The sequence below is a fragment of the Streptomyces sp. NPDC052042 genome, from assembly GCF_044548345.1.
Taxonomy (GTDB): Bacteria; Actinomycetota; Actinomycetes; order Streptomycetales; family Streptomycetaceae; genus Streptomyces.
In genome coordinates this window covers 688719-714262 of record NZ_JBIUBU010000001.1, presented here as the reverse complement: position 1 = coordinate 714262, position 25544 = coordinate 688719, and the positions used below count along the sequence as shown (strand labels likewise).

Genomic DNA, 25544 nt, shown 5'->3' with positions numbered 1-25544 from the left:
ACCATCCCCGCAGTCCGACCGTGCCGGCCCGGTGGATGCGAGGTCAATGGCCGGATTGTTGCACCTGATTGTGGAGGAAGTGTGTGCGCACCTCAATGTCGCTGCTAGCTTTAAACAGAGAAGGTTCCATTGAGGGGGACTGATGACACATGACTTTTCCCTGACGGATGATCCCTGGTTGCTCTTATCGCCGGCCGCGGGGGGACCGGCTCGGGAATGCTCGCTGCGTACCGCGTTGTTGGAGGCGCACGAGTTCGGCGACTTGGTGGTGGAGCTTCCCACTCAGAGGCCGGCCGTGTTCCGGCAGGTTCTGCTGCCCGTGATCCTCGACGCCCTGGGACGTCCGGCCGACGAGCGCGAGTGGATGAACTGGTTCTCGGCGGGACAGTGGTCGCAGGCACAACGGCGAAGGCTTGAGGAGTACCTGGAGGCTTACCGTGGGCTGTTCGACCTGTTCAGTCCGGTGCAGCCCTTCGGACAGGTAGCCGAGCTGTGTACGACGAAGGGGGAGACGAAGAATGTCGGGCTGATCGTCGCGACCGCCGCCACGGGCAACAACGTACCGTTGTTCGCTTCGCGTACGGAGGGCGATGCCTTCTCGCTGACTCCGGCGCAGGCAGCGCACTGGCTGCTGCACACGCAGTGCTGGGACACCGCAGCGATCAAAACGGGTGCCGTGGGCGACCTGAAAGCCAAGGCGGGAAAGACCACCGGGAATCCGACAGGACCGCTCGGGCAGATGGGCGTCACCCTGCTGGTCGGCAGGACGTTGTTTGAGACACTTCTGTTGAACCTCCCGGTCGGGGCGCCGCCGACATCGACGGACGGGCCGCAGTGGAAGAGGCGGGAGCCCGCGGATCCGCGCTCGGTCGGCACTCCCCAATGGCAGGAGCGGTCGCCTGAAGGGCTCCTGGACCTGTGGACCTGGCAATCCCGCAGGATCCGGCTCTTTCCGGAAGTGATCGACGAAGGCCTGCGGGTGACGCGCGTACTGGTCGCTGCGGGGGACCGGATGTCTCACACACCCGAAACCGAGCCGCACACCATGTGGCGCGTCGAGCCGACCGGCGGCCGGAGCGCGAGGAGAAGTAGAGGCGGTACCGCGCCGCCCCGCCGTCCTCTGCGCCTCCAACCAGGGAAGGCTGCGTGGCGCGGGCTGGATGCGCTCCTGGCACCCGAGCGGCAGTCCCGGGAGGCCGGGGAGAAGACGAGCGGGTTCGTCACGAGCAAGCTTCTGGACCAGGCCGGTTCCCTGGGGCCTGACCTCGGGGAGGCCTATCCGCTCCGTGTGGAACTCTCAGGCGTTGCGTACGGCAATCAGTCGGCTGTCATCGACGACGTGATGTTCGACGCGTTGCCCCTCCCGCTGGCCGCACTCGAAGCGGACAGCGACGTCCGCTCTGCGCTTCTCGAAGTAGCGGAACAGGCAGAAAGTTTGGCCACGGCCGTCAATCATCTCTCGGCTGATCTGCGGCGTGCCCTGGGCACCGAACCGATCCCCTGGGACAAGGGGCAGCGCCCCGGAGAGCTCGTCCTGCATGCTCTGGACCCTCTGGTGCGACGGTTGTTGACCGGATTGAGGGGGGTGGAGGATCTGGAGCGGATCGAGGCGGGTCAGCTTGCCTGGGAACAGCTTGCCTGGCGTCGGAGCTGGGAGGTCGCCGACCGCCTCCTGCAGGCGGTGCCGGTCGGAGCGTTCGTAGGGAGAAGCGTCTCCCAGGGGGAGGGGAAGCCCGAGCGCACGCATCGGGTCTCGCTGGCCGAGGCATTCTTCCTCAAGCGCCGTGCGGAGATCCTGCACAGGGCCGACGCCGTTCGGCGGAATGGCCACAGTCCTGACGGCCAGTAGGCGACGAGATGCCTTGTGAGGCGCCTCGTATCCGCCATGCCCTGGCCGGAGCCATCCGGCATTCCCTCCGGGGCACCGCAGCACGCCCTTTGTAACACAGCGTCCCTCATCACGTCTGGACACGGACATGACCGAAGAAGACCTCACGAAGCAGAGAATCTGGCGCCGCCACATTGCCGCAGACGGCAGCTGGCGTCGCAAGAACGGCACTGCGGCGGAGAAGCGCCCGCCCGGGGAGGACCTCGCGACTCTGCGGCGAGGCCTGGGCCGCCCCGCAGGGACCGTGCTGGAGATGTTCCCGTTCTACACCTGCCCGGTCGACGACTTCGCCGCCCGCCGCGGGGAGGTCTCGACCGAGCAGGAAGCCGAGCACATTGCGCTCGCTCTCTACGGGCTGCACCAGCAGAGTCAGGGCCGGCCGATGCACCGCGACGGAGTCGGCCTCGGCCGAGCCATGCTTGAACTCCGGCGCCACGACCGCACCAGTGACGAGGCGATCGACTCCCGCTTCCAGCAGGCGTTCTCCGCAACATCGACGGCAGCGCTCCAGTTGCGCCTGCGAGGCCTGGTCGCTCAGCTCAAGGACATCCAGCAGCCCCTCGACTACGACCGGCTGGTCTCCGACATCCACGACTGGAACCGGCCCGAGTCACGCTCCCGCGTGCGCCGCCGCTGGGGCCTGGACTACTACGGATGGACCCAGGGGGCAACGGCTCCGCGATCCGGCCGCTGACCCTCGCCACACCTGCGTCCGCCCTGCCGCAGATGTTCTCCTCCCGCTTGCGCGCCCGCACGCGTGCCGGCCGCAGACCGTCCGACCACCGCTCACTCACACGACCTGGAGCAACCCGATGACCCAGTGCCTCTACATCGACGTGCACGTCATTCAGACCGTTCCGCCCGCCAACCTCAACCGAGACGACCAGGGCAACCCCAAGGAAGCCATCTACGGAGGTGTCCGCCGCTCCCGCGTATCCTCCCAGGCGTGGAAGCGGGCGTCCCGCCAGCACTTCGACGCCCAGGCTCCCGAGCCCGACCGCGCCACCCGTACCAAGCGCATCACTCATGAACTGGCCACCCGGATCTCGCGGAACGCCAGCCTGGACCGCGACGACGCCGACCGGGTCGCCACCGCCCTGCTCGCCCAGCTCGGCCTGAGCCAGGGCAAGAAGGCCAGCGACACCGCCTACCTTCTCTTCTACGGCAACGCTCAGCTCGACGCCGTGGCCGCCCTCGTGACGGACCGCGCCGCCGACCTCGCAGCACTGGACGAGAAGGCCCTGACCGAAGCAGCCAAGGAACTGCCCGTCGCAGAGAGCTTCAGGACCGGACACCCCGTGGGCGTGGCCCTGTTCGGCCGCATGGTCGCCGACATTCCCAAGCTCAATGTCGACGCCGCCGTACAGGTGGCCCACGCGATCTCCACCCACGAGACGCAGCTCGAGTTCGACTACTTCACCGCCGTCGACGACCAGAACGAACAGGACGAGACCGGTGCCGGGATGATCGGCACCATCGGCTTCAACTCCGCCACCCTCTACCGCTACGCCACCGTCGGGTTCGCCCAGCTCGCCGACAACCTGGGCGGTGACACCGAAGCCGCCCTCGACGCCCTCGACCGGTTCGTCGACAGCTTCGCTCTGTCCGCCCCCACCGGCTACCAGAACTCCTTCGCCCATCGCACCCGGCCCAGCCTCGTCGCGGTCGTCGTGCGCACCGACCAGCCCGTCAACCTGGTCTCCGCCTTCGAAGAGCCCGTCGCGACGGAAGCCGGCATCCAGGCGAACTCCGCCCGTCGCCTCGCCGAGGAGCACATCACCGCCACACAGGTATGGGGTGACACCCCCCTCTACGGAGCGGCCAGCTACACCTTCACCACCCGCGAACCCCGCACCAAGGACACCGCCGAAACCCTCACTCAAGCCTTCGGTGAACCCGTCACCTTTGCCGACCTGCGCACCACCCTGCGCACCCGCATCACCACCGCCCTGGGGGAAGAGGCGTGACACCCCCCGACCACACCTCCGTCCTCTTGCTGCGACTCGCCGCCCCGCTCCAGTCGTGGGGCGACCGCAGCACCTTCAACCGCCGTGAAACCCGGCCCGAACCCACAAAATCCGGAGTCGTGGGACTCCTCGCCGCCGCTGCCGGACGCCCCCGTCACGCAGCCCTGGACGACCTCGCCGGGCTCGGGCTCGGTATCCGCATCGATCAGCCCGGCAGCATCCTGCGTGACTACCACACTGTCAGCGACTACCGAGGCCAGCCGCTCCTTTCCGCCGCTGTGACCGCTAAGGGTGTGCAGAAACCCACCTCACCCGCTAAACACACACACATCACCCAGCGCTTCTACCTCCAGGACGCCGTCTTCCTCACAGCCGTGGAAGGTCCCCAAGAGCTCATCGCCACCCTCGAACACGCCGTACGTCACCCTGCCTTCCCCCTTGCTCTCGGCCGTCGATCCTGCGTACCCGCTCAGCCCCTGGTCTTGGGGCAGCGCACCGGATCGCTTGAGGATGTTCTGCGTGCGGAGCCCTGGCAGGCCGCCCGCGCGGTACGCAAGCGGTGGGGGCGCGAGAACGGCGATGCCGCGCACATCGACCTTCCCGCCACTCTCGACGACCCGGCAGGAGACGAAGTCCGCGACGACGTCCCCCTGTCCTTCGCCCCCACGAGCCGGACCTTTACCACCCGCCGTACCCGGCACACCTACCTCGAAGCCCCCACCGGCCTCACACCCGACCCCGCACGGCCTCGGACCGCCGGCGGCCACGACCCCTTCGCCCTTCTCGGCTGGTGACCGATATGCCCTATCTCTCGCGTATCCGCATCAACCCGCTGCGAGTCGAAAGCCGCAAACTCCTCGCCAGCCCGCGCGCCATGCACGCCGCAGTCCAAGGAGGCCTGCCCGGCCTGCCCGACCAGGAACGCACCCTGTGGCGGCTCGACCCGGACAACCCCTACCGCCCCCAACTGTTCGTCCTCACCACCGACAAACCGGACTGGACCCACCTGGTCGAACAGGCAGGATGGCCCGGCGCCGACGGTGAGCACTACGCGGTGCGCGACTACGCCCCGCTCCTGCAACAACTGGCACCAGGCCGCAGCTTCGCCTTCCGTCTCACCGCCAACCCCGTCCAGAACACCAACCGGCCCGACAAACCCACCACGCGTCAACAGGAACGCATCGAAGCGGGTTACCGGCGCGGCTTCCGCATCGGCCACCGTACCGCCGCAGCCCAGCTCAATTGGTTCCTCACCCGCACCGCACGCTGGGGTTTCGACGTACCCGTCGCCCCTCACCTGGACGGAACCCATGACACGGACGACGAACCACCTCGCGACATCCGCATCACAGCCCGCCAACGCCACTCCTTCGGTAAAGGGCCCGGCACCGCGAAGGAAGCCCACGTCGTCATGAACTCCGTGACCTTCGAAGGGCGCCTGCGCGTCACCGAGCCCGCCCTCCTCACCGAGCGCCTCCTCGCCGGCATCGGCCCTTCCAAGGCTTACGGATGCGGACTGCTCACCCTCGCCCCGCTCCCCGAAAGGGAATGAACAGCCGTGTCCGATATCTGGTGGAAGGCCGACCCCCAGGACCTGCACCGCCTTGTCGACCGTGTCTCCAGCGTCTACGTCGAGCGAAGCCATCTGGACCGCGACGAGAACGCCGTCGTCATCATCAACAAGCAGCAAACCGTCCGGGTACCCGCGGCCATGGTGGCCGTCATGCTCCTCGGGCCCGGCACTCGCGCCACTCACGGCGCCATCCGTCTGCTTGCGGACTCCGGCACCACCGTGTGCTGGGTCGGCGAACAAGGCGTCCGCATGTACGCAGCTGGCCTCGGCCCCAGCCGGGGTGCCGGCCTTCTCCACCGTCAGGCCTGGCTTGTCACCCGCCCCAAGGAACGCCTTGCCGTTGCCCGTGCCATGTACAGCATGCGTTTCCCCGGCGAGGACGTCTCCACCCTCACCATGCAGCAACTCCGCGGCCGCGAAGGGACACGCATTCGCAAGTACTACCGCGCCCAGGCGGACCGCACCGGAGTCCCCTGGAACGGCCGCGTCTACAAAGCCGGGGACGCATTCGCAGCAGGCGACGACCTCAACCGCCTTCTGTCCGCTGCCAACGCCGCGCTCTACGGCATCTGCCACGCCGTCATCGTCGGACTCGGCGCCAGCCCAGGACTCGGCTTCGTCCACACCGGTAAAGCCACATCCTTCGTCCTGGACATCGCCGACCTGTACAAGGCGGAATACACTATCCCGCTCGCCTTCGACCTCGCCGCACAAGGCCTCACGGAAGAACGCGACGCACGGCTCGGGCTCCGCGACCTCATCGCCCGCGACAAACTCCTCAGCCGCATCGTCACCGACGTCAAAAACCTGCTCACTCCTGAAGGAACGGACTTCGACGACTCCGAAGCCAACCTCCTGTGGGACGAGCACCTGGGCTCCGTTCCGGGCGGCACCAACTACGCCCACCACGCTGACCTGTCGGCACACGGGATGACCGACAGTCACATCGCCGTTATCGGGCCCGAAATCGACGACCCCGAAGCCACGTCATGACCGTCATCATCCTCATCGCCGCCCCAGAAGGCCTCCGCGGGCACCTCACCCGCTGGATGGTCGAGGCCAGCGCCGGCGTATTCGTCGGCAACCCCAGCCGTCGCGTCCGTGACCGCCTCTGGGAGCTCTTGGCCACCCGCATCGGTGACGGCCAGGCCATCCTCATCGAACCCGCCGCCAACGAACAGGGCTGGGCCGTCCGCACCGCGGGCCGCGACCGCTGGCAGCCCGTCGACCTTGACGGACTGATCCTCTCGGCCCGCCCCAAAAAGCAACTAAACGAAAACAGCCCTCCCGCTCGATAAAGCCCCAGCTCAACAAGTGTCGACCCCGCGCCCGCGGGGATGGTCCGGCGATGGAGGACGCCGAGCGCGCCCGCCAGCTGTCGACCCCGCGCCCGCGGGGATGGTCCGTCCATCGTTGCCCGACTCGGTGAAGCCGCCGCGTCGACCCCGCGCCCGCGGGGATGGTCCGCACGTGCACGGCCTATTGAAGGGCCGCCGCATGTCGACCCCGCGCCCGCGGGGATGGTCCCCCGGACGGGTTCCGGCCGGGCGTCCGCGTGCAGTCGACCCCGCGCCCGCGGGGATGGTCCGGCCCAGTTGTCCAACTTCCACAGCACCATCGAGTCGACCCCGCGCCCGCGGGGATGGTCCGACGGCCCTGGAGGGGTTCCGTCGGATCGAGTCGTCGACCCCGCGCCCGCGGGGATGGTCCGGCAGTGCGGGAGCAGGTCCGCGCGGCCGAGGTGTCGACCCCGTGCCCGCGGGGATGGTCCGCTATTGGGCGGCTCCGTGCCGACTACCTTGCCGTCGACCCCGCGCCCGCGGGGATGGTCCTCGTCGTCGTCACGGTTGCTCCCTGGTAATGGCGTCGACCCCGCGCCCGCGGGGATGGTCCGGAGGCGATGATGCCAACGACGATGATCGGGGCGTCGACCCCGCGCCCGCGGGGATGGTCCGGCGGCATTCCCGATCAACTCCGGCGCGGTGCGGTCGACCCCGCGCCCGCGGGGATGGTCCCTACGACGTGCCCGGCGATGACCTCCCGGCCTAGTCGACCCCGCGCCCGCGGGGATGGTCCGACGCTGGAGAAGATCGGCGACACCCTCCTCAAGTCGACCCCGCGCCCGCGGGGATGGTCCGATCAAAGGCATCTCGGGCGTGAACTTGGTGATGTCGACCCCGCGCCCGCGGGGATGGTCCGCAGGTCGCCGGGCTGTAGATCGGCTTTGGCTAGTCGACCCCGCGCCCGCGGGGATGGTCCGCGCAAGGGCCGTACCCGTACCTCCCGCGTCAGGTCGACCCCGCGCCCGCGGGGATGGTCCGGCTCCACTGGGCCGTGAGCGCTGTGCGGACGGGTCGACCCCGCGCCCGCGGGGATGGTCCGCGGAGTTCGCACGCGGTGCCGACGGGGGCCGTGTCGACCCCGCGCCCGCGGGGATGGTCCCACGTCCGGGGGTGAGAGAGCACCGGCCCCACCGTCGACCCCGCGCCCGCGGGGATGGTCCGACCGCCGAAACCGTCGCGCGAATACACCGACAGCCGACCCTGCGCCCGCGGGGATGGTCCGGACCGATCGGCCTCGCTGTGGTGGGCCGTGAGCAGGGTCGCGGCCCGCCACCCGGGGCCTGCTCCCCGAGTCCGACCGCGACGCGTCCGGCCACCGGTGTTATGGGATCGTGGTCAGCGACGTGATCGCGGAGGACTTCCGGTGACAGGCGGACCGTGGGGCCGTTCCTGTGACAGAGACCGAGGAACGCACGCGCGGCCGGATCCCACGGGTCGGTTCCCGTCCCGCCGGGCGGTCGCGGCCGCCGTCGGACTTCTCGCGGAGGGCTCCGCCGCCCTCGACGTCGCCGGCCGCACAATCGTTGTTGACGGAGGAATGACCGCGTGATCAGAACGCTCTCCAGCACCACGGCCTACTCCAACCCGTGGATGACCGTGCTCGAAGACCAGGTTGTGCATCCCTCCGGGCACGAAGGGATCTACGGCTACGTGGACAAGCCCGACTTCGCCCTCATCATTCCGCGGACCGACACCGGATTCTGGCTGATCGAGGAGTTCAGATACCCCGTCCGTGCCCGGAGGTGGTCTTTCCCACAAGGATCGTGGCCCTCTGGAGTCTCCGGTACGGCCGATGATCTGGCGCGCGCGGAGCTCGCCGAAGAGACCGGGTTGTCCGCCGACCGACTTGAGTGGCTGGGGCGTCTCGATACGGCGCACGGGATGACCAACCAGGGCACTCAGGTGTTCGTCGCAGAGGGCTTGCACGCCGGTGAGCCGAACCGTGAGAAGACCGAACGGGACATGGTCCACCGGCACGTCACCGACGCCGAACTGACGCGCATGATCCAGGAAGGACGTTTCGTCGACAGCGCGAGCCTGGCCTCCTATCTTCTGTACCTCCACCAGACGGGTTCGCACTGTGGCGATGACGGAGGGGCCCGGCACGTCTGACCTCCACGCCACCTCGCGACCGTCGGCGCGGGCCGCGGTCACCGGCTGGCTGCGTCTGTCCTTTGGCCTCGGCGCGACGGATACCGGCGCAACCACACCGCCGGGTGATGACGGCCTCGACCTGTGAAGGACCGGGCGTCGGCAGAGCTGGTGTCCGGCAGACCTGGTGTGAATCCGGCAGACCTGGTGTGAAGCCATCATGAGGAACCGGACACGAGGACCGGAGGCCGGCTGCCGGGAGCGACCGGGGGACGATCGGGGGCGACAGGCAGCGCTACGGCTGGTCGGGCAGCGGGCCCGCCGCGGGCAGGGCCTGCTCGCACCAGATGGTCTTGCCTTGACGGGCGTGGCGGGTGCCCCAGCGCTGGCTGAGCTGGGCGACCAGCATCAGGCCGCGTCCGCCCTCGTCGAAGACGGCGGCCCGGCGCAGATGCGGGGCAGTGCTACTGGTGTCGGAGACCTCGCAGATGACCGTCCGGTCGTAGATCAGCCGCAGCTGGAGGGGAGGCAGGCCGTATCGGATGGCGTTGGTGATCAGCTCACTCACCACCAGCTCGGTCACAAATCCGATCTCATCGAGACCCCACGCCGCCAGCCTCTGGGCGATCCGGGCGCGGGCCCGGGCGACTTCGGCCGGTTCCGCGGCGATGTCCCAGGTGGCGACCCGCGCCTTGTCCAGGCGATGCGGCCGCACCAGCAGCAGTGCCGCGTCGTCGGCCGGGGGCTCGGACAGCAGCGCTCTGAGCGCGTCATCGCACAACGTTTCGAGTGAGTCGCACGGTTCGGTCAGCGCCCGGCGCAGTTCTTCCAGCCCCGCGTTCAGGTCCTGCTTCCTGGACTCGACCAGGCCGTCGGTGTAGAAGGCGAGCAGACTGCCCTCCGGCACCTCCACCTCCGCCGACTCGAACGGCACGCCCCCGACACCGAGCGGCGGCCCGACGGGCAGGTCGAGGAAACCGGCGCTGCCGTCCGGGGTCACCATGATGGGCGCCGGATGGCCGGCACAGGCCAGGGCGCAACGTCCGGCCACCGGGTCGTACACCGCGTACAGGCAGGTGGTTCCGAGGGCGGCGTCACCTCCGTGTACCAGGGCGGTAGCGTCGTCGGCGCCCGATTCCGCGGACAGTCGGCTCACCAGGTCGTCCAATCGGGTGAGCAGCTCCTCGGGGGTGGGATCGACATCGGCGAGGGTACGTACGGCCGTACGCAGCCTGCCCATGGTGGCGGCGGCGTGGATACCGTGTCCGACCACGTCCCCGACCACCAGCGCGACCCGGGCGCCGGACAGCCCGATCACGTCGAACCAGTCGCCGCCCACCCCGGCGCGGGGCGTCGCGGGCAGATATCGGGAGGCGGCCGACACCGCCGAATGCTCGGGCAGTTGTTGCGGCAGCAGACTGCTTTGCAGGGTGCGAGCGATCTCGTACTGGCTCTCCAGCACAGCGGCTTTCTCGATGCTCGCAGAGGCCAGCTGGGCGAGCTGGACGAGGATCGCCTCGTCGTCGGCCGTGAATTCGCCGCCGTCCTCCTTGTCCGAGAGCTGGATCAGACCCAGGTTGCGACCGTCGGAGGTGATGAGCGGGACGGCCAGCCAGCCGCGCAGCGGCGGATGCTCCTTGGCGTAGGGGCCGAAGCCCCGCCAGGCCGGATGGGCTTCCAGTTGGTCCTGGGTCATCCGCATCGGCCGGTTTTCCCTGCACACCAGGACATAGACCCCTTCTCCGACCGGGGGCGCGTCGAAGGAGCGGTATTCGGCGTACTTGTCCGACAGGGATACCGCGTTGATCGCTTGGGCCCAGTGGAGGTTCATGGTCATGCTGGTGATCGACTGGTGCGCGCCCACCAGCGCTCTGGCCTCCTCGGTGACCGTCTGGAGGGCGTAGTCCAATGACGGCGCGGTATTGATCCGCAGACTGGCCCGGGCCAGGTCCTGCAACTGCTGGGACCGTCTGCGCTCGACCACCGCGGCGGCTGCGGTCTGCGCATAGAGTCGATCGCGTTCTGCTGCGTCCAGCCGCAACCGGGTCTCGCTCATCACCGAGGCGCTCAGTTGCTCCAGCGCGTGCTTCTGTTCCGCGTTCCACGGCCGTGGCGTGGTGTCGATGACGCACAGCACGCCGATCGGCAGCTCCTCCAGGAGCAGCGGTACACCCAGGTATGCGCGCATGCCGGTGGCGGCGATCGCGATGTTGGCCCGGCGCCGGGAGTCGTCCCGGACGTCATCGATGACCAGCGGCCGGCCCGACGCCACCACCTCGGAGCAGAAGCCCCAATCGAGTCGCTCCTGCTCTCCGTGCCGCGGTACGGCTGTGCCGGTCCCGCTCCGGATGAACTGCCGGTGCGCCCCGGCCAGGCTGATCAGCGCCATGCTGGTGTCCAGTAGCCGGGCAGCCAGGCTTGTGGACCGGGCGAAGGCTTCCCCGGCCAGCTCGTCGACCGCGCGGACGGCGTCCACCGCGGCCAGCCGCGCGGGGTCACACAGCACCATGGCGGGGCTCGCTGAGGTGTCCGTCCTATGGAACTCGGCCATGGTCCCTCCGCGCCCGCTGTGCGAATACGCACCCCGCTTGGAGCTGTGGCTCAGGATCTTCGCCCGGGGCCGCCAGGGCTCCCGCAGGTCTCGCGTGCGTCCTCGTGGCTTCCACAGGGGCCGGTCGTTCTCATCGGGGAGTTCCTTCGCCTCACTTCAAAGTACGCCCGGCGGTCGCGGCGGCAAACTCCGCCGGGGACGCCGGACCGCAGTTCTGCTGTGGTGTCGCCGTCGGGGCGGCCGGGGCCGTGGGCCTCGGCCCTCCGGTAGTGGTGTGTCCGAGGTCAGCCGGCAGAGCAGGTGGAGGCCCCGGCCTCGCAGGGGACACACCCCACCTCATCGACCACGAGGAGCGTCGTGGCCGCAGGGGCCGTGGCCGTTCGCAAGCTCGTCACGGCCCGGGGTACGGCCCGGACCCGGTGGCCGGCTTCCGGGCCTCCTCGGGCCCTGGAACCTCGTGTCCGGGCTCCCTGAGCGAACTCATTGAGACTTAGTATCTAAGGAGATTAGAATTCGCACGCCTTCGTGTAGCCGGTCGCCCATTCGGGGCGGCGGCGAAGGCGCCGCCGTACTCCGCTGTGTGCCCAGCTCCTGTCGGCGGCCGAGGGAGAAGGAGCCCCGCAGTGGCCTCGCACCGCCGCCCGAAGCAGGCCGGGTCGTGCCGTACCGGTGTCCTCACCGCCACCGCCGCGGCGGCCGTGGCCCTCTCGTCCCAGGCGGCCTCCGCCGACCCGCTGCCCGACCCCAGGAAGAAGGGCGTGGAGGCACAGGTGGACCGTCTCTACGAGGAGGCGACCCAGGCCACCGAGAAGTACAACGGGGCGAAGGAGAAGGCCGACGAGCTCAAGAAGCAGGTGGCGGCCCTTCGGGAGACCGCCGCCCGCAAACAGGCCGAGCTCAACAGAATCCGGGACGGGATCGGCGCGGTCGCCGCCGGTCAGTACCGTTCGGGCGGACTCGACCCCGCGGTTCAGCTCTTCCTGTCCGACGACCCCGACACCTACCTGGACAAGGCGTCCGCCCTCAGCCGGCTCGGTGACCGGCAGGCCACCGCCCTCCAGCAGTTCCTCTCCCAGCAGCGGGCGCTCCAGCAGCAGCGCGGGGAGGCGTCCGAGAAGCTGGGCGAACTCGCTGCCGTGCAGAAGGGGCTGGGCACCCGGAAGAACGAGATCCAGGGCAAACTGCGCGAGGCGCAACGGCTCCTCAACACCCTGTCGGCGAAGGAGCGGGCACGGATCGCCGAGAAGGAGGACCGGGCGAACCGGGCGGGTGCGCGGGCCGACCTCGGGAACGAGGTGAGCGCCACAGGGCGCACCGGGTCCGCCTTCGACGCGGCCAAGAGCCGGGTCGGTATGCCGTACGTCTGGGGCGCGAGCGGGCCGAGTTCCTTCGACTGTTCCGGTCTCACGTCTTGGGCGTTCCGTCAGGCCGGCGTGACCATACCCCGGACCTCGCAGGCACAGGCGAACATCGGGACGCGCATCAATTCCCTGGGCGCCCTCAAGCCCGGCGATCTGATCATCATGCGCACCGACCTGAGTCATGTCGGCTTCTACGCGGGCAACGGGCAGATTCTGCATTCTCCCAAGCCGGGCGCGCAGGTGCGTTACGAATCCATCGCCCGCAGCGGTATGCCCTTCATGTGGGGCGTCCGCGTCAGCTGACCCTCGCACACGCGCACGGAGGGGGCCGGCCCCGGGCGGTGCTCGCCGTGCGCGGTCCGGCGTGCGTCGCTGTCCCGCGTCGACGCCCAGGACGGGCCCCTCGCCCAGGGCGGGCCCCTCGCCGGACCGCCTGCCGGGCCGGGGCGCGACCACCGACCGTCTGCCCCGCCCCGGTCCGAGTCCTGTCCGGCACCGGATCGACCCGCCCCGGTCCGATTCCGATCCGGCACCGGCTCGCCCCGGTTCGGGCCCGCTCCGGTCCGGCACCGGCCCGACGACGCGGCAGGGGCGGCACCCATGAGGCGCCCGCCACCCACGCCTACTATGAAACCGCATGCGAGGGACCACGGGATCGGCGGAAAGGACACGGCCCATGCGTCGGCTGGGGGAGCTTGAAGCGGAGATCATGGACCGCTTCTGGAGATGGAACCGCCCCGCCACCGTGCGCGAGGTCGTCGACGACATCAACCTCCACCGGAGCGTCGCCTACACCACCGTGACCACGGTGACCACCATCCTCTTCCACAAGGGCCACCTCGCCCGCGACCGTGACGGACGGGTCTGGCTCTACCGGGCCACCGCCACCCGGGAGGCGTACTCCGCCGCGCTCATGGAGGACGGCCTGGAAGCCAGTGAGGACCGGCCCGCCGCCCTCGCCCGGTTCGTGGAGAACCTCGACGACGACGAGATCGCGGCACTCCGCCAGGCCCTGCTCGACGTCGGGCGACGGGCGCAACGGTGAACACGGCCCCGGCCCTCCTCGGGTACGCGGCCGTCGTGGGCGTCGCCGCCCCATCTGATGACGCGCAGCACCTGGCCGCACCGGGCACCCGTGCTGGCCGCGGCCGTGTGGCTCGCCCTGACGGTGTCCTTCACCCTTTCGGCGGCGCTCGCCGCCTCCCAGCTCGCGACGCCCACCGAACACCTCCACGCCGGACTCATGGGGCTGCTCCACGCCTGTGGTCTCGGCACGGGCACGCCCCATCCGAACCCCACCGTGGCGGACCGGCTGGCCCTGGCGATGCCCCTCGCCGTCGTCACCGCCTTCGTCGGTGCGTTCGTCCTCCACCTCGCCCGCACGGGTCTCGTCCGGGCACGCCACCGCGACCGGCTCGACAAGGTGGGGACGCGCTGCGACCGCCTGCGCGCCACCGTGCTCCCGCACCCCACCCCGGGCGCGTACTGCCTGCCGGGACTCCGCCCGCGCATCGTCGTGAGCGACGCGGCCGTACGCCTGCTCACCCAGGACCAGCTCGATGCGGTCCTGGAGCACGAGCGGGCCCATGTCGCCGGACGCCACCATCTGCTGCTCGCGGTCACGGAGGCGTTCGCCGCCGTCTTCCCCTGGGTGCCGCTGGCACGCCGCGCCCGTCAGGAGATGGCGGTACTGCTGGAGATGGCCGCGGACGACCGGGCCCTGCGGAGGCATTCCCACGAAGTGCTCGCGACCGCGATGTACGAGATGGCCGCCGGCCGGGCGCCCGAGGGCGCGTTCGGTGCGGGCGGGGCGACGGCTCTGCTCCGGATGAGGCGCATCCTGGGCCCGCGCCGGGTCCCGCATCCGGTTTTCCGGGGCTCGGTGGCGTCGGCCGCGCTCACCGCCCCGCTGCTGCCACTGCTGGTCGCCTGCCCTCCCGGTGTCTGATCCGCCCCGCTGTGACGACCGGGTGCGTCCCGGCCGGGGAAACCCGGCCGGGACACACCCGCCCTGCGGTGGGTCGGCCCCCGGCAGCGGTTACTTCAGGTAGCCGAGGACGGTCATCATCCCGGACTCGGCGTGGTACACGTTGTGGCAGTGGACCATCCACAGCCCGGGGTTGTCGGCGTCGAAGTCGACGGCGAGCCGCCGGCCCGGCAGCACGATCGAGGTGTCCTTGCGCGCGCCGCCGTCGGCGAGCGCGAAGGTGTGACCGTGCAGATGCATGGGGTGCCACATCGTCGTGGCGTTCACGAACGAGAGGCGGACGCGCTCGCCGGAGCGGACCGGGTAGCGCTGCGCGGGGTCGTACTTCCTGCCGTTGACGGCCCAGTCGTACTTCGCCATCGAGCCGGTGAGCCGGAACTCGATCGTCCGGTCCGGGCGTTCCGTCCCCAGCCGCACGGATGCGTCCGCCGTCAGCTGACCTCCGTGCAGGACGCGGCGTTTCAGCTCCTCGGGGCGTACGGAGGCGGCGGGCGCGGCGCCGCCGCCGGTGCGCAGGACCGCGAGGGCGGTGCTGTTCTTGCCCTCGGCGAGGGCGGTGAGGGGGAACGCGCCGTCCCGGGCGGTGACGAGGGCGTCGATACGTTCGCCCATGCCCAGGAGCAGCGCGTCGGCCCGCGTGTGCTGGACGGGGAAGCCGTCGGCGTGCGTGACGGTGAGCCTGTGTCCGCCGAGCGCGACCCGGAACGCGGTGTCGCCGCCGGCGTTGATGATCCGGAGCCTGATCCGGTCGCCCGGCTTCGCCGTGAAGGTCGAGGGGGAATCCGGTGTGCGCCCGTTGATCAGGTAGTGCGGGTAGCCGACGTCCCCGGCGTCGTCGCCCAGCAGATCGCTGCTCGCCCCCATCAGCATCCGGGACGGGCCGGACGGCGCGGGGGACGGCGCCCGCCTCGCGTTCGCGGTCCTCACCGACGTGCCCGATGCCATCGACATGTTCGACATGTCGTGGCCCTCCATGCCGTCCGAGCCGCCGTGCTCCATCCCTCCGGAACCGTCGTGGCCCATGCCTCCGGAGCCCCCGTGGTCCATGCCGCCCATGCCCTGGGAGAGCTCGGCGAGCACGGCGTCAGGGGTGGAACCGTCGACCCCGTCGACCCAGTCGTCGAGGACGATCACCCACTCCCTGTCGTACTTCAGGGGCTCCCTGGGGTCCTCGACGATGAGCGGGGCGTACAGACCGCGGTCCTGCTGGACGCCGGAGTGGGGGTGGAACCAGTACGTGCCGGGGTGGGGGACGGCGAAGCGGTAGTCGAAGGAGGAGCCGGCCGCGATGGCGCGCTGGGTGACGCCCGGCACTCCGTCCATGTCGTTGCGGAGGGCGAGCCCGTGCCAGTGGACGCTCGTGGCCTGGGGCAGGTTGTTGGCGAGGGTGAGCGCGAGGGTGTCGCCCGCGGTGACCCTGACCTCCTTGCCGGGGAGGTCGTCCCCGTACGCCCAGGAGCGGACCGTGCGTCCGCCGCCGAGGTCCAGCCGGGTCTCGACGGCGGTGAGCCTCACCTTCCGCTCGGGGCCGTGCGGGCGGCGGGCCTCGGCCGCCGCGACCTCCTTGCCGTCGGGGGCGAGGTAGTCGGATGCCGACGGGGCGGCGCCCCCGCCGGAGGAGTGGTCCATGCCGCTCGTCGCATCCGAGCAGGCGGTCAGCAGGCCGCTACCGGCGACGGCGAGTCCGGTGCCGAGGACGGTACGACGGGTGATTCCGGTCATGACTGTGGAACCTCTTGAGATGGTCGTCGCGAGAAGACGCGTGAAGGACTGAGGAAGGCGGTTCCGCTCGCGGGGGAGCGGCCGGGCTTCCTATATGCGCAACAGCGACAGACGGCTCAGGAGGGAGCCGGGCGGCTCGGGCGGCGGGATCGCGCGGAGCGCGTACGCGAACCACTGCGTCACCGGCGGCCCGGCGGTGCGGACGGGCCGCCCGAGGGCGGCGCGCGCGACCAGGAGGGCACCGACGCCCGCGCCGAGCACGGCGAGGCACACGGCGGTGGTGGCCCCCGCTCCGTGAGCGGGCGAGGGATCCGTCGTGTGGTGGGGCTCGGCGACGACCGGCTGATGCGCCGGTGTGGCGGAGGCGTGGGACGAGGTCGTGATGTGGCCGCCGGAGAGCTTCGGGACCGCGTGTTCCTCCGGATGGCCGAGCGCGTGCATCAGCACGATGCCGAAGAGCAGCGCGACGGCGAGCAGGCACCGGCTCAGCCACGTCGCGGGCTTCCGGCACACTGCCACGTCGGTCTCCGTTCCCCGTCCGGCACGGGGAGGGCCGAACGCACTCCATGGTAGGGGGAGGGGGTATCGAGTCGGCGCGGGGTGCCGGCGCGGGGTGCGCAGGACGGGGCGGAGGGCGACCCGGCGCGGTTGGGGGCGGCTGAAAGCCCGTCGGCGCACCGGCCGGGGGAGGGCATGAGGCGTCACCCGGGGCAACGTTCCGGCAGCGTGCGGCATTTAGTGCCATTGGTCGAATGAAGCCCGCTATGAGTTGTTGGTCGCAAGGGGGCGTCGTAGTGTCGGTAGTGCCGCTGCAGAAGCAAGGAGCGGCGCCACAAGTCCTCCGAAGGAGGCGAAGATGAAGGTCTCGAACATCTTCGACCACAGGGACAGGGACCGCGGACGCGGTCATGGGCGCGGACGGGGCCGTGGACGCGGTCGCGGACGCGGATACGGTGACTACGGCAGGCGCCACCGCGGACGCTGGTGGGGTTACTGACCCGGTTCCCTGATCCATCCCCGATTCGAGGCGGGCTCGCGCACTGGCGCGGGTCGGCCTCCCGTTTTTGGGTCCGTGTCTATGGAGTCGGTCCATAGCCCCAGTGTTCGTGCGACGTGACGCTCATGCTGCTGCGTGGTTCCGCGGGCCGTTCGGTGCCCGACGAAGGCCCTTCCCCCCATGACGGACCCTCCCTCGGTGACGGCCTCTCCGGGCGCGAGGCCGGTTTCGCGGACGCCGACGGGGTGTCGGACGTACCGGTCCGCACCGACCCGGTCGGCATCTGGCTGGCGTTCCGGCGTTTTTGGCCGTTGACGCGGGGGGATCGCGGGTGGTTCGTACTCGTTTTCGTGTGCGCCGTGCTGTCCGCCGTCGCGGAGACGGTGACGGTGCTGCTGTTCGCGGAGCTGACCGACACGGCCCTGGGGCAGGGTTCGGTCGCCGCGTTCTGGCGGCCGGCGGGGCTGTGGCTGGCGGTCGCGATCGTGGGAGCCGTGACGGGATATCTGGGCAACTCACTGGCGGCTTGGGCCGCGGAGCGCTTCGTACTGCGCCTGCGGGCACGGGTCTTCGGCCATCTGCAGACGCTGCCGCCCCACTTCTACCAGGCCAACCGGCGCGGTGACCTGGTAGAACGGCTGACGGGCGACGTGGAGGCGATCGAGGCGCTGGTGGTGTCCGGGATCGTGCAGGCGGCCTCGGCCCTGTTCAGCACCGTCTTCTACGCGGCGGCGGCGCTGTGGCTGCGCTGGGACCTGGCCCTGGCCACCTTTTTCATGGTCCCGCTGTTCTGGTTCACCACCCGCCGGTTCGCCGGGCCGCTGCGCGCGGTGTCGCGGCGCGGGCGGGCAGCGGACGGGGCCATCACCGCGGTGGTCGAGGAGACCCTGGTCAACGTCGTCCTGACCCAGGCGTACAACAGGCAGCGCGACGAGGAGGAACGGCTGCTCGGCAGGGCCCGCGTCCGGTTGAGGACGGCGGTGCGGGCGGTGCGGCTGACCGAGTTCTACGAACAACTCGTCGAGGTCCTGGAGACGTTGTGCGTCCTGACGATCATCGGCCTCGGGGCGTGGGAGATCTCCCAGGGGCGGATGACGCTCGGACAGCTCCTGGCGTTCGCCGCGTTCATCGGCTACCTCTACCCGCCCATCCGCTCCCTGGGCCAGCTCGGCCTGACCGCCACCGCCGCGACCGCCGGAGCCGAGCGCCTGCTGGAGATCCTCGACACCCCGCCCACCGTCACCGACCCCGATCCCGACCGAGTCCCGCCCGCCGTGTCCCCGGGCCGGGCCCGCGGCGAGTTGACGGTGCGCGGGGTCTGGTTCCGCTACCCGGGCGTCGACCAACCCGTACTGCGGGACCTCTCGTTCACCGCGAGCCCCGGCGAACTCGTCGTCATCACCGGCCCCAGCGGCGCGGGCAAATCGACGCTCGCCGCGCTGCTCCTGCGGTTCTACGACCCCGACACCGGCACCGTCCGCCTCGACGGCGTCCCCGCCGACCGCATGCCCCTGGCCCATCTGCGTGCCAACATCACCCTGTTGCCCCAGGAAACACTCGTCCTGCACGACACCATCGAGAGGAACATCGCCTGCGGGCTCGACGGCGAGCCCCGCCGCGCCGACATCGTCGCCGCCGCACACGCCGCCGACGCCGACCGGTTCATCCGGGCCCTGCCCGACGGCTACGGCACCGTCATCTCCCCCGGCACCTCCCGCCTCTCCGGCGGCCAGCTCCAGCGCATCGCCATCGCCCGCGCCATGCTCCGCGACGCCCCCGTCCTCCTCCTCGACGAACCCACCACCGGCCTCGACACCCTGGCCGCACGACGCATCATCACCCCCCTCAAGCGCCTCGCCCACGGCCGAACCACCCTCGTCATCACCCATGACCTCACCCTCGCCCCCGACGCCGACCGCATCCTGGTCCTCGACGAGGGGCGCCTGATCGAATCGGGCACCCACGCCCAGCTCCTCCACCACGACGGGCTCTACACCACGCTCTTCCGGCACCACGCACGTCCCCGTGAGGAGGGACCCGGACCGGCCGGTGCATGACGGTCGATACCATCCGCTGTGACCGAAACAGCCCCGAAGGACGAGGTGGCGGACGACGGCCCCGCCCGCCGTCGCCGCATACTCGCCGACCTCACCCCCCTGCGCACCTCTCCCGACTACCGGCGGCTCTGGTTCGGCAACACGGTCTCCTGGATCGGGCAGGGGATGACGGCGCTCGCCGTGTCGCTCCAGGTCTACGACATCACCGGGTCCGCCTTCTCGGTCGGGCTCATCGGCTTCTGCTCGTTCCTGCCGCTGGTCGTCTTCGGCCTGTACGGAGGGGCCGTCGCCGACACCTTCGACCGGCGCAAGCTGGGGCTGGCCAGTGCGGTGGGTTCCTTCGTGCTCTCCGTCGTGCTGCTCGCCGCCGCCCTGGCCGACGTGGAGCAGGTGGGGCTGCTGTACGCGATCGTCGCGTTGCAGGCGGCCTGTTTCGCGGTCAACGCACCGGCCCGCAGCTCGATGATCGCCCGTCTGCTGCCGGCCGAGCAGCTGCCCGCGGCCAACGCGCTCAACTCCATCACCAGCACCACCGGCACCCTCGTGGGGCCGATGCTCGGCGGGCTCCTCGTCGGCTGGTGGGGCTACCGGGCCGCGTACAGCGTGGACGTCGTCACCTTCACCGCCTCGTTGTACGCGATGTGGCGGCTGCCCTCGATGCGGCCGGAACGGAAGGAGGGGCCGGGCGCGGGCAGGGCGTCCGTCGCGGACGGGCTGCGGTTCCTGGGGGCCAGGCCCAATCTGCGGATGACGTTCCTCACCGATCTGTGCGCCATGGTGCTGGCCCACCCCCGGGCGCTGTTCCCCGTCGTCGCCGTGGTCTGGTTCGGCGGCGACGCGAAGACCACCGGTCTGCTGGTCGCGGCCCCGGCGCTGGGGGCGCTGCTCGGCGGGGTGTTCTCGGGGTGGCTGGGGCGCGTACGCCGCCACGGCCTCGCCGTGCTCCTCGCCGTCGCCTCCTGGGGCACCGCCATCGCGCTGTTCGGGTTGACCCGTCAGCTCTGGCTCGGGCTGCTCTTCCTGGTGCTCGCCGGGTGCGCGGACACCACCTCGATGGTCTTCCGGAACACCATGCTCCAGGCAGCGGTGCCGGACGAGATGCGCGGACGGCTGCAGGGCGTGTTCATCGTGGTCGTGGCGGGCGGGCCGCGGCTGGGCGACTTCCTCGCCGGTTCCGTCTCCGACCTGGCCTCCCCCGCTGTGGCGGTGACCGGGGGTGGGCTCGCCTGTGTCCTGGCCGTGTCGCTGCTGGGGCTGCGGTGGCGCGGATTCGCCCGGTACGACGCGAAGGACCCGCAGCCGTGACCAGGCCCGGCACCGGGCGCCCGACCCCCGCGGCTGGCCCGTGCGGGGGCCGCGCCCCAAGCCCCCGCCGGCGGCCGGTCAGGGGCGCAGCGACCGCTTCATGATCTTGCCCAGATCATTGCGGGGCAGCGCGTCCAGGTAGCGGACCAGGCGCGGGCGCTTGTGCGGGGCCAGCTGGGCGGCGACATGGTCCGCGAGCTCGCCCTGTGCCGGAGGAGCGGCGGGATCGGACGGCACCACCCACGCGACGATCCGCTCGCCCAGGTCCGGGTCCGGCTCCCCGGTGACGGCGGCCTCGCGGACGCCGGGGTGGTCGAGGAGGGCGTTCTCGATCTCGCCCGCGCCGATCTTGTAGCCGCCGCTCTTGATCAGGTCGGTGGCCTTGCGGCCGACGATCCGCACATAGCCGTCGGCGTCCCGGGTGGCCATGTCGCCGGTGCGGAACCAGCCATCGGCGGTGAACGCGGCGGCCGTGGCGTCGGGGCGGTTGAGGTAGCCGGTGAAGAGGTTCGGGCCGCGCACCTGGATCTCGCCGATGGTGTCCGGACCGCCGCCCGTGAGGATGGTGCCGTCCTCGTCGGCCAGGCGCAGCTCGACACCGGCCAGGGGCGTGCCGACCGTGCCGGGGCGCGGTTCGCCGTCGGCCCGGACCCCGGTGTTCATCAGGGTCTCCGTCATGCCGTAGCGCTCGACCACCCGGCGGCCGGTCGCCGCCGCGATCCGCTCGTGGTCGTGGACCGGCAGCGCCGCCGAACCGGACACCAGCAGCCGGGCCCCGGCCAGCGCCTTCGCCAGCCCGGCCGCCGCGGGGCCGGAACCGTCCAGGGCCTCGGCCAGCCGGTGGTACATCGTCGGCACGCCGAAGAGCATCGTGCCGCCGGACGACAGCTCCCGGGCCACCCCGTCGGTGGTGAACCGGCCCAGGTGGCGCACCTCCCCTCCCCGGCGCAGCGGCCCGAGCACACCCAGGATCAGCCCGTGCACATGGAACAGCGGCAGGGCATGGACGAGCACGTCCTCGCCGGTCCACCGCCAGGCGTCCGCCAGCGCGTCCAGCGACGCGGCGATCGCCCGCCGGGGCAGGACCGCGCCCTTGGGCGGGCCCGTGGTGCCGGAGGTGTAGACGATCAGCGCGGGGGACTCGGAAGGCGGCTCCGGGAACGGGTTGGCACCGCCGTCGCCCGTACCGCCGGGCTCCTCGCCGGCGCCGGGGTCCGCGCCGACGTCGATACGGGTCGGCCCGTCCAGCGCGGGCGGGAGCACGTCGTCCGCCCCGGCCAGCACCACGCCGGGCTTGCTGTCGGCCATGATGTGCGCGAGTTCGCGCGTCCCCGTCCTCGGGTTGAGCGGCACCGCGGGCACCCCGGCCCGCAGCGCCGCCACGACCGCGACCACGGTCTCCACGGTGGGCGTGGCCCAGACGGCGACCTGTCCGGCGCCGGTGAGCCGTGCGGCGAGCCTGTCCGAGGCGGCGACCAGCCGTTCGTACGTCAGTGAATGCGTGCCGAACCGGACGGCCTCGCGTACGGAGGCGTCGGCGGGCAGCGGCAGAAGAGGCGTCATCTGCCCGACCCTAAGGGCTGCCCCGCGATCCGTGGCGGGCTTCGCGCCTCGCCGGCCGCCGGAAGGTTCGGGCGCCGCCCCGTCGCCCGTCGAGGGCTGGAGGAGCGCTCCCTAGGGAGCGTTCCCATGGGCCCGGGGAGCCCCCGGGGTCTCCGGGAGCGGTCCTCACCCCGGTCGCACGTTCCGCATGCGACCGTACGCGTACACGCATCCCGCCAGTGCCAGGTCCGACAGCAGCATGAAGCCGATCGAGTACGACCCCTTCGCCGTGTAGACCGCCCCCATCACCAGGGGCGGCACGAAACCGCCCAGGCCCCCGGTCGCACCGACGATCCCGGTCACGCTGCCCACCCTCGCCTGCGGGGTCACCTGCGCGACGAGCGCGAAGACGCTGCCGCTCGCCAGGCCCAGGCCCGCCGCCATGACCAGCAGCGCGGTCGTGCCGACCGGGATCAGCACCGGGTCGAACGACTGGAGGATCGCCGCCAACGCGGCCGGACCGAGCGCCCCCGCCGTGACCAGGGCCGGGTGGACGCGGTCCGAGAGCCAGCCGCCGATGGGCCGGAAGACCACCGTGACCAGGGCGAACCCGGCGGCCTTCGTGCCGGCGTCGGTGGGTGTGAGGCCGTACCAGGTCTTCAGGTACGTGGGGAGGTAGACCCCGAACGCGACGATGCCGCCGAAGCCGATCGCGTACAGCGCCGACAGTTCCCAGGTGACCCGCAATCGCGCCGCCGCCCCCAGTCGGCGGGTCAGGGAGGCGGTCGGCACCTGCCGGTCCGGGCGTGGCGTCCGGCAGTGGTCCGGGCGTGGCGGTGATGAATCCCCCGAAACGCCCTGTAGCGGCTCAATCGCGACAGATCTTGGGACAATTGCCGTATGGACCGTCTGGACAGGGAGATCCTCGGCATCCTCCAGGAGGACGCCCGGATCTCGTATCGCGATCTGGGCGCACGGATCGGGCTCAGCGCCAACGCCGCCGCGGACCGGGTCCGTCGACTGCGGCGCGACGGTGTGATCCGCGGTTTCACCGTGATCATCGATCCGGCCGCCGATACCCGAACGGGCCTTGTCGTCTTCATCGACGTGACCCTGCGGATCGACACGGCGAACGAGACGTTCGAACGCGCCGTGCTCGCCCTTCCCGGCATCACCGAGGTGGTGCACGTGACCGGCGGCCACGACTACCTGGTCCGCGCCACCGTCGCCGACACCGCCGCCCTGGACGGACTGCTGCGCAGGCTCAAGCGGGAGGCCGGCGTCGCGCACTCCAACACCCGGATCGCGCTCAGGGCGGCGCCCTCCCGGTGACGGCCGCGTCCGGAGCCGGCGCCCGCCCGTCCCGGAGCCGGATCGCGCGCGGCGGCGCCCCCGCGACGGTCGCGCCCCTGCGACGACGGCCGCGCCCGGAACCGCACCCGCCGGATCCGACGGCCGTCCTCAGAGCGGCGCCTGCCAGACGACGGTCGACGAGCGCGAGCCGTCCTCCTCGCGGCCGTCGTCGGCCACCGCCAGCCGCACCGCGGGACGCCCGTCCGGCTGCACGGCCGTCGCGTCCACCTCGACCTCGATCACCGACACCCCCGTACGGCGGTGCGCGGCGGCCAGCGCGCTCCGCAGCACGGCGAGCAGCTCTCGTTCCACCGGCTCCCGCACCAGCGCGTCGACCGCGCCGTCGAAGTGCACCGACGGCTGGAAGCCGAGGACGGCGGCGGCGCCCCCGGTCTCCCGCAGCACCCGGCCGCGGAAGGTGGTGGGGACCTCCGCCGGTGGCTGCTGGAGGGCGAAGATCGCCGTCCGCACCTCCTGGATGGTGGAGTCCAGTTCGTCCACGGCGTGGTCGAGCAGCGCGCTCGTCTCCGGCGAGGGAGACCGGCGTCGGGTCGACTCCAGCATCATCTCCGTCGCGAACAGCCGCTGGACGACCAGATCGTGCAGATCGCGGGCGATCCGGTCCCGGTCCTCGTACACCGCGAGCTGCTCCCGGTCGTGCTGTGCGTCCGCCAGGACCAGGGCGAGCGCGGCCTGCGAGGCGAACTGCGTGGCCAGTTGGCGGTCCAGCGCCGTGTACGGGTGACCGCTGCGCCGCCGGGGCAGGGCGAGGGTGCCGATCAGCCGCCCGCCGCTCTGCAGCGGCAGCATCATGCTGGGCCCGAACCGCGACCGGACGTGTGTCGTCATCCGCGGATCGGTCGCCGAGTCGTCGATGAACACCGGCTCACCGCCCAGTAGTTGGACCAGTACGGCGGAGCCGGGCTCGATGGTCGTGCCGACGATGCCGGCCGGATCGTCGAGGGTGGACGCGGTGACGATCTCCATGCCGCCCTCCGCGGTCGGCTGAAGGATCACCCCGGCGTCGGCGTCGGCGAGCGTCCGGGCCGCCTCGGCGACGGTCATCAGCGCGTCGGCCGCGGTGTCGCCGGTCAGCAGGGTGGTGGTGACGGCGGCTGCCCCCTCGATCCAGCGCTCCCGCTGCCGGGCCTCCTCGTACAGCCGCGCGTTGCCGATCGCGGCCCCGGCCCGCGAGGCCAGCATCCGCAGCAACGCCATGTCCGTGTCGGTGAAGCGGCCACCGGTGCGCTTCTCGGCGAGGTAGAGGTTGCCGAACACCCGGTCCTGGACGCGCAGCGGCGCCCCGAGGAAGGAGCGCATCACCGGGTGGCCGGGCGGTACGCCGCCGGAACGCGGGTCGGCGGGCAGATCGTCGGAGCGCAGCGGGCCCGGTTCGGCGATGAGGGCGCCCAGCATCCCCGTATGGCCGTCCGGGGGATCGCCGATGCGGCGGCGCTGGGCGTCGTCGATGCCCGAGGTGAACAGCTCGCTGATGGTGCCGAGTTCGGGGTCGAGCACGCCGAGCGCGCCGTACCTGGCATCGGCCAGGGTGGTCGCGGTGTCCACGATCTGCTGGAGGGTGGCACGCAGTTCGAGGTCGTTGCCGAGGTTCAGCACCGCTTCCAGGAGCGTCGGGGAGGGGGACGGGGAGCCTGACGGGCCGTCGGCCGCCGCCGTCCCCGGCTTCCCGCCCGAGGAGGGCGCACCCGGCCCCGGGCCCGGGGCGTTCACCTCGGGCCCTGTCCGGTCCGGGGCCGATCCGGGTGCGTCCGGCCTGTTCGGACCCGGACTGTTCGGACCCGGCCCA

The 25544-nt window shown here is 71.2% G+C and carries 19 protein-coding genes, 1 pseudogene and 1 CRISPR repeat array; of the genes and pseudogenes, 14 read left to right on the top strand and 6 right to left on the bottom strand.

Features of this window, described 5'->3' with window-relative positions:
- Nucleotides 1-142 precede the first annotated feature (142 nt).
- From casA to ACIHCL_RS03085, 8 genes are all read left to right on the top strand, one after another.
- A complete protein-coding gene (gene casA / locus ACIHCL_RS03120) occupies nucleotides 143-1849 on the top strand; it encodes a type I-E CRISPR-associated protein Cse1/CasA (protein WP_399856354.1) in 1707 nt (568 codons plus the stop codon).
- Nucleotides 1850-1976: 127 nt separating this feature from the next.
- On the top strand, nucleotides 1977-2582 hold the full coding sequence (casB, locus tag ACIHCL_RS03115; protein WP_399856352.1) for a type I-E CRISPR-associated protein Cse2/CasB: 606 nt from the start codon (nucleotides 1977-1979) through the stop codon (nucleotides 2580-2582).
- A gap of 118 nt (nucleotides 2583-2700) precedes the next feature.
- Nucleotides 2701-3855 carry a type I-E CRISPR-associated protein Cas7/Cse4/CasC gene (gene cas7e / locus ACIHCL_RS03110; protein WP_399856350.1) on the top strand — a complete coding sequence of 385 codons (1155 nt, stop codon included), beginning with the start codon at nucleotides 2701-2703 and terminating at the stop codon, nucleotides 3853-3855.
- Nucleotides 3852-4649 (top strand): type I-E CRISPR-associated protein Cas5/CasD, encoded by a 798-nt coding sequence (cas5e, locus tag ACIHCL_RS03105; RefSeq protein ID WP_399856347.1) that lies wholly within the window; start codon nucleotides 3852-3854, stop codon nucleotides 4647-4649. The genes cas7e and cas5e overlap by 4 nt, the downstream gene beginning before the upstream one ends.
- A 5-nt stretch (nucleotides 4650-4654) precedes the next feature.
- Nucleotides 4655-5407 (top strand): type I-E CRISPR-associated protein Cas6/Cse3/CasE, encoded by a 753-nt coding sequence (gene cas6e, locus ACIHCL_RS03100; RefSeq protein WP_399857123.1) that lies wholly within the window; start codon nucleotides 4655-4657, stop codon nucleotides 5405-5407.
- Nucleotides 5408-5413: 6 nt separating this feature from the next.
- Nucleotides 5414-6421, top strand: coding sequence for a type I-E CRISPR-associated endonuclease Cas1e (cas1e, locus tag ACIHCL_RS03095; protein WP_399856345.1), 1008 nt, complete (start codon nucleotides 5414-5416; stop codon nucleotides 6419-6421).
- Entirely contained in the window at nucleotides 6418-6726 is a 309-nt protein-coding gene (gene cas2e / locus ACIHCL_RS03090) for a type I-E CRISPR-associated endoribonuclease Cas2e (protein ID WP_399856343.1), read from the top strand. The genes cas1e and cas2e overlap by 4 nt, the downstream gene beginning before the upstream one ends.
- An 18-nt stretch (nucleotides 6727-6744) precedes the next feature.
- Nucleotides 6745-7993: direct repeats of the CRISPR family, unit length 28 nt; unit sequence GTCGACCCCGCGCCCGCGGGGATGGTCC.
- 323 nt (nucleotides 7994-8316) lie between these two features.
- Nucleotides 8317-8883 carry an NUDIX domain-containing protein gene (locus ACIHCL_RS03085; RefSeq protein ID WP_399856341.1) on the top strand — a complete coding sequence of 189 codons (567 nt, stop codon included), beginning with the start codon at nucleotides 8317-8319 and terminating at the stop codon, nucleotides 8881-8883.
- A 274-nt stretch (nucleotides 8884-9157) separates the two neighbouring features.
- Here the strand turns inward: ACIHCL_RS03085 and ACIHCL_RS03080 are convergent, their stop codons facing one another.
- The gene (locus ACIHCL_RS03080; RefSeq protein ID WP_399856339.1) at nucleotides 9158-11413 is read right to left on the bottom strand and encodes a SpoIIE family protein phosphatase; all 2256 of its coding nucleotides are present in this window, start codon (nucleotides 11411-11413) and stop codon (nucleotides 9158-9160) included.
- 623 nt (nucleotides 11414-12036) lie between these two features.
- Between ACIHCL_RS03080 and ACIHCL_RS03075 the strand changes: the two genes are divergently transcribed.
- The 3 genes from ACIHCL_RS03075 to ACIHCL_RS03065 all read left to right on the top strand — a co-directional run bounded on the left by ACIHCL_RS03075 (nucleotide 12037) and on the right by ACIHCL_RS03065 (nucleotide 14722).
- The gene (locus ACIHCL_RS03075) at nucleotides 12037-13077 is read left to right on the top strand and encodes an NlpC/P60 family protein (protein WP_399856337.1); all 1041 of its coding nucleotides are present in this window, start codon (nucleotides 12037-12039) and stop codon (nucleotides 13075-13077) included.
- Between the two features lie 373 nt (nucleotides 13078-13450).
- Nucleotides 13451-13819, top strand: a complete 369-nt coding sequence (locus ACIHCL_RS03070) for a BlaI/MecI/CopY family transcriptional regulator (RefSeq protein WP_399856335.1) — start codon at nucleotides 13451-13453, stop codon at nucleotides 13817-13819.
- A gap of 57 nt (nucleotides 13820-13876) precedes the next feature.
- Nucleotides 13877-14722, top strand: coding sequence for a M56 family metallopeptidase (locus ACIHCL_RS03065; RefSeq protein WP_399856333.1), 846 nt, complete (start codon nucleotides 13877-13879; stop codon nucleotides 14720-14722).
- Between the two features lie 90 nt (nucleotides 14723-14812).
- Here the strand turns inward: ACIHCL_RS03065 and ACIHCL_RS03060 are convergent, their stop codons facing one another.
- Both ACIHCL_RS03060 and ACIHCL_RS03055 read right to left on the bottom strand, forming a co-directional pair.
- Nucleotides 14813-16483, bottom strand: a complete 1671-nt coding sequence (locus tag ACIHCL_RS03060; RefSeq protein WP_399856331.1) for a multicopper oxidase family protein — start codon at nucleotides 16481-16483, stop codon at nucleotides 14813-14815.
- A gap of 90 nt (nucleotides 16484-16573) precedes the next feature.
- Complete coding sequence (locus ACIHCL_RS03055) at nucleotides 16574-17002, bottom strand: DUF6153 family protein (protein ID WP_399856327.1); 429 nt, start codon at nucleotides 17000-17002, stop codon at nucleotides 16574-16576.
- A 603-nt stretch (nucleotides 17003-17605) separates the two neighbouring features.
- Here ACIHCL_RS03055 and ACIHCL_RS03050 point away from each other — a divergent pair.
- Nucleotides 17606-19537 carry an ABC transporter ATP-binding protein gene (locus ACIHCL_RS03050; RefSeq protein WP_399857121.1) on the top strand — a complete coding sequence of 644 codons (1932 nt, stop codon included), beginning with the start codon at nucleotides 17606-17608 and terminating at the stop codon, nucleotides 19535-19537.
- A gap of 18 nt (nucleotides 19538-19555) precedes the next feature.
- Nucleotides 19556-20842 carry an MFS transporter gene (locus tag ACIHCL_RS03045; protein ID WP_399856325.1) on the top strand — a complete coding sequence of 429 codons (1287 nt, stop codon included), beginning with the start codon at nucleotides 19556-19558 and terminating at the stop codon, nucleotides 20840-20842.
- A 78-nt stretch (nucleotides 20843-20920) separates the two neighbouring features.
- Here ACIHCL_RS03045 and ACIHCL_RS03040 read toward each other — a convergent pair whose 3' ends face one another.
- Both ACIHCL_RS03040 and ACIHCL_RS03035 read right to left on the bottom strand, forming a co-directional pair.
- A complete protein-coding gene (locus ACIHCL_RS03040) occupies nucleotides 20921-22405 on the bottom strand; it encodes an acyl-CoA synthetase (protein ID WP_399856322.1) in 1485 nt (494 codons plus the stop codon).
- A 165-nt stretch (nucleotides 22406-22570) separates the two neighbouring features.
- Nucleotides 22571-23188: pseudogene (locus ACIHCL_RS03035) on the bottom strand (nitrate/nitrite transporter); the annotation flags it as partial.
- A gap of 96 nt (nucleotides 23189-23284) precedes the next feature.
- Here ACIHCL_RS03035 and ACIHCL_RS03030 point away from each other — a divergent pair.
- Nucleotides 23285-23716 carry an Lrp/AsnC family transcriptional regulator gene (locus ACIHCL_RS03030; protein WP_399857119.1) on the top strand — a complete coding sequence of 144 codons (432 nt, stop codon included), beginning with the start codon at nucleotides 23285-23287 and terminating at the stop codon, nucleotides 23714-23716.
- A 129-nt stretch (nucleotides 23717-23845) separates the two neighbouring features.
- Here the strand turns inward: ACIHCL_RS03030 and ACIHCL_RS03025 are convergent, their stop codons facing one another.
- Complete coding sequence (locus ACIHCL_RS03025) at nucleotides 23846-25468, bottom strand: GAF domain-containing sensor histidine kinase (RefSeq protein WP_399856319.1); 1623 nt, start codon at nucleotides 25466-25468, stop codon at nucleotides 23846-23848.
- Nucleotides 25469-25544 lie beyond the last annotated feature (76 nt).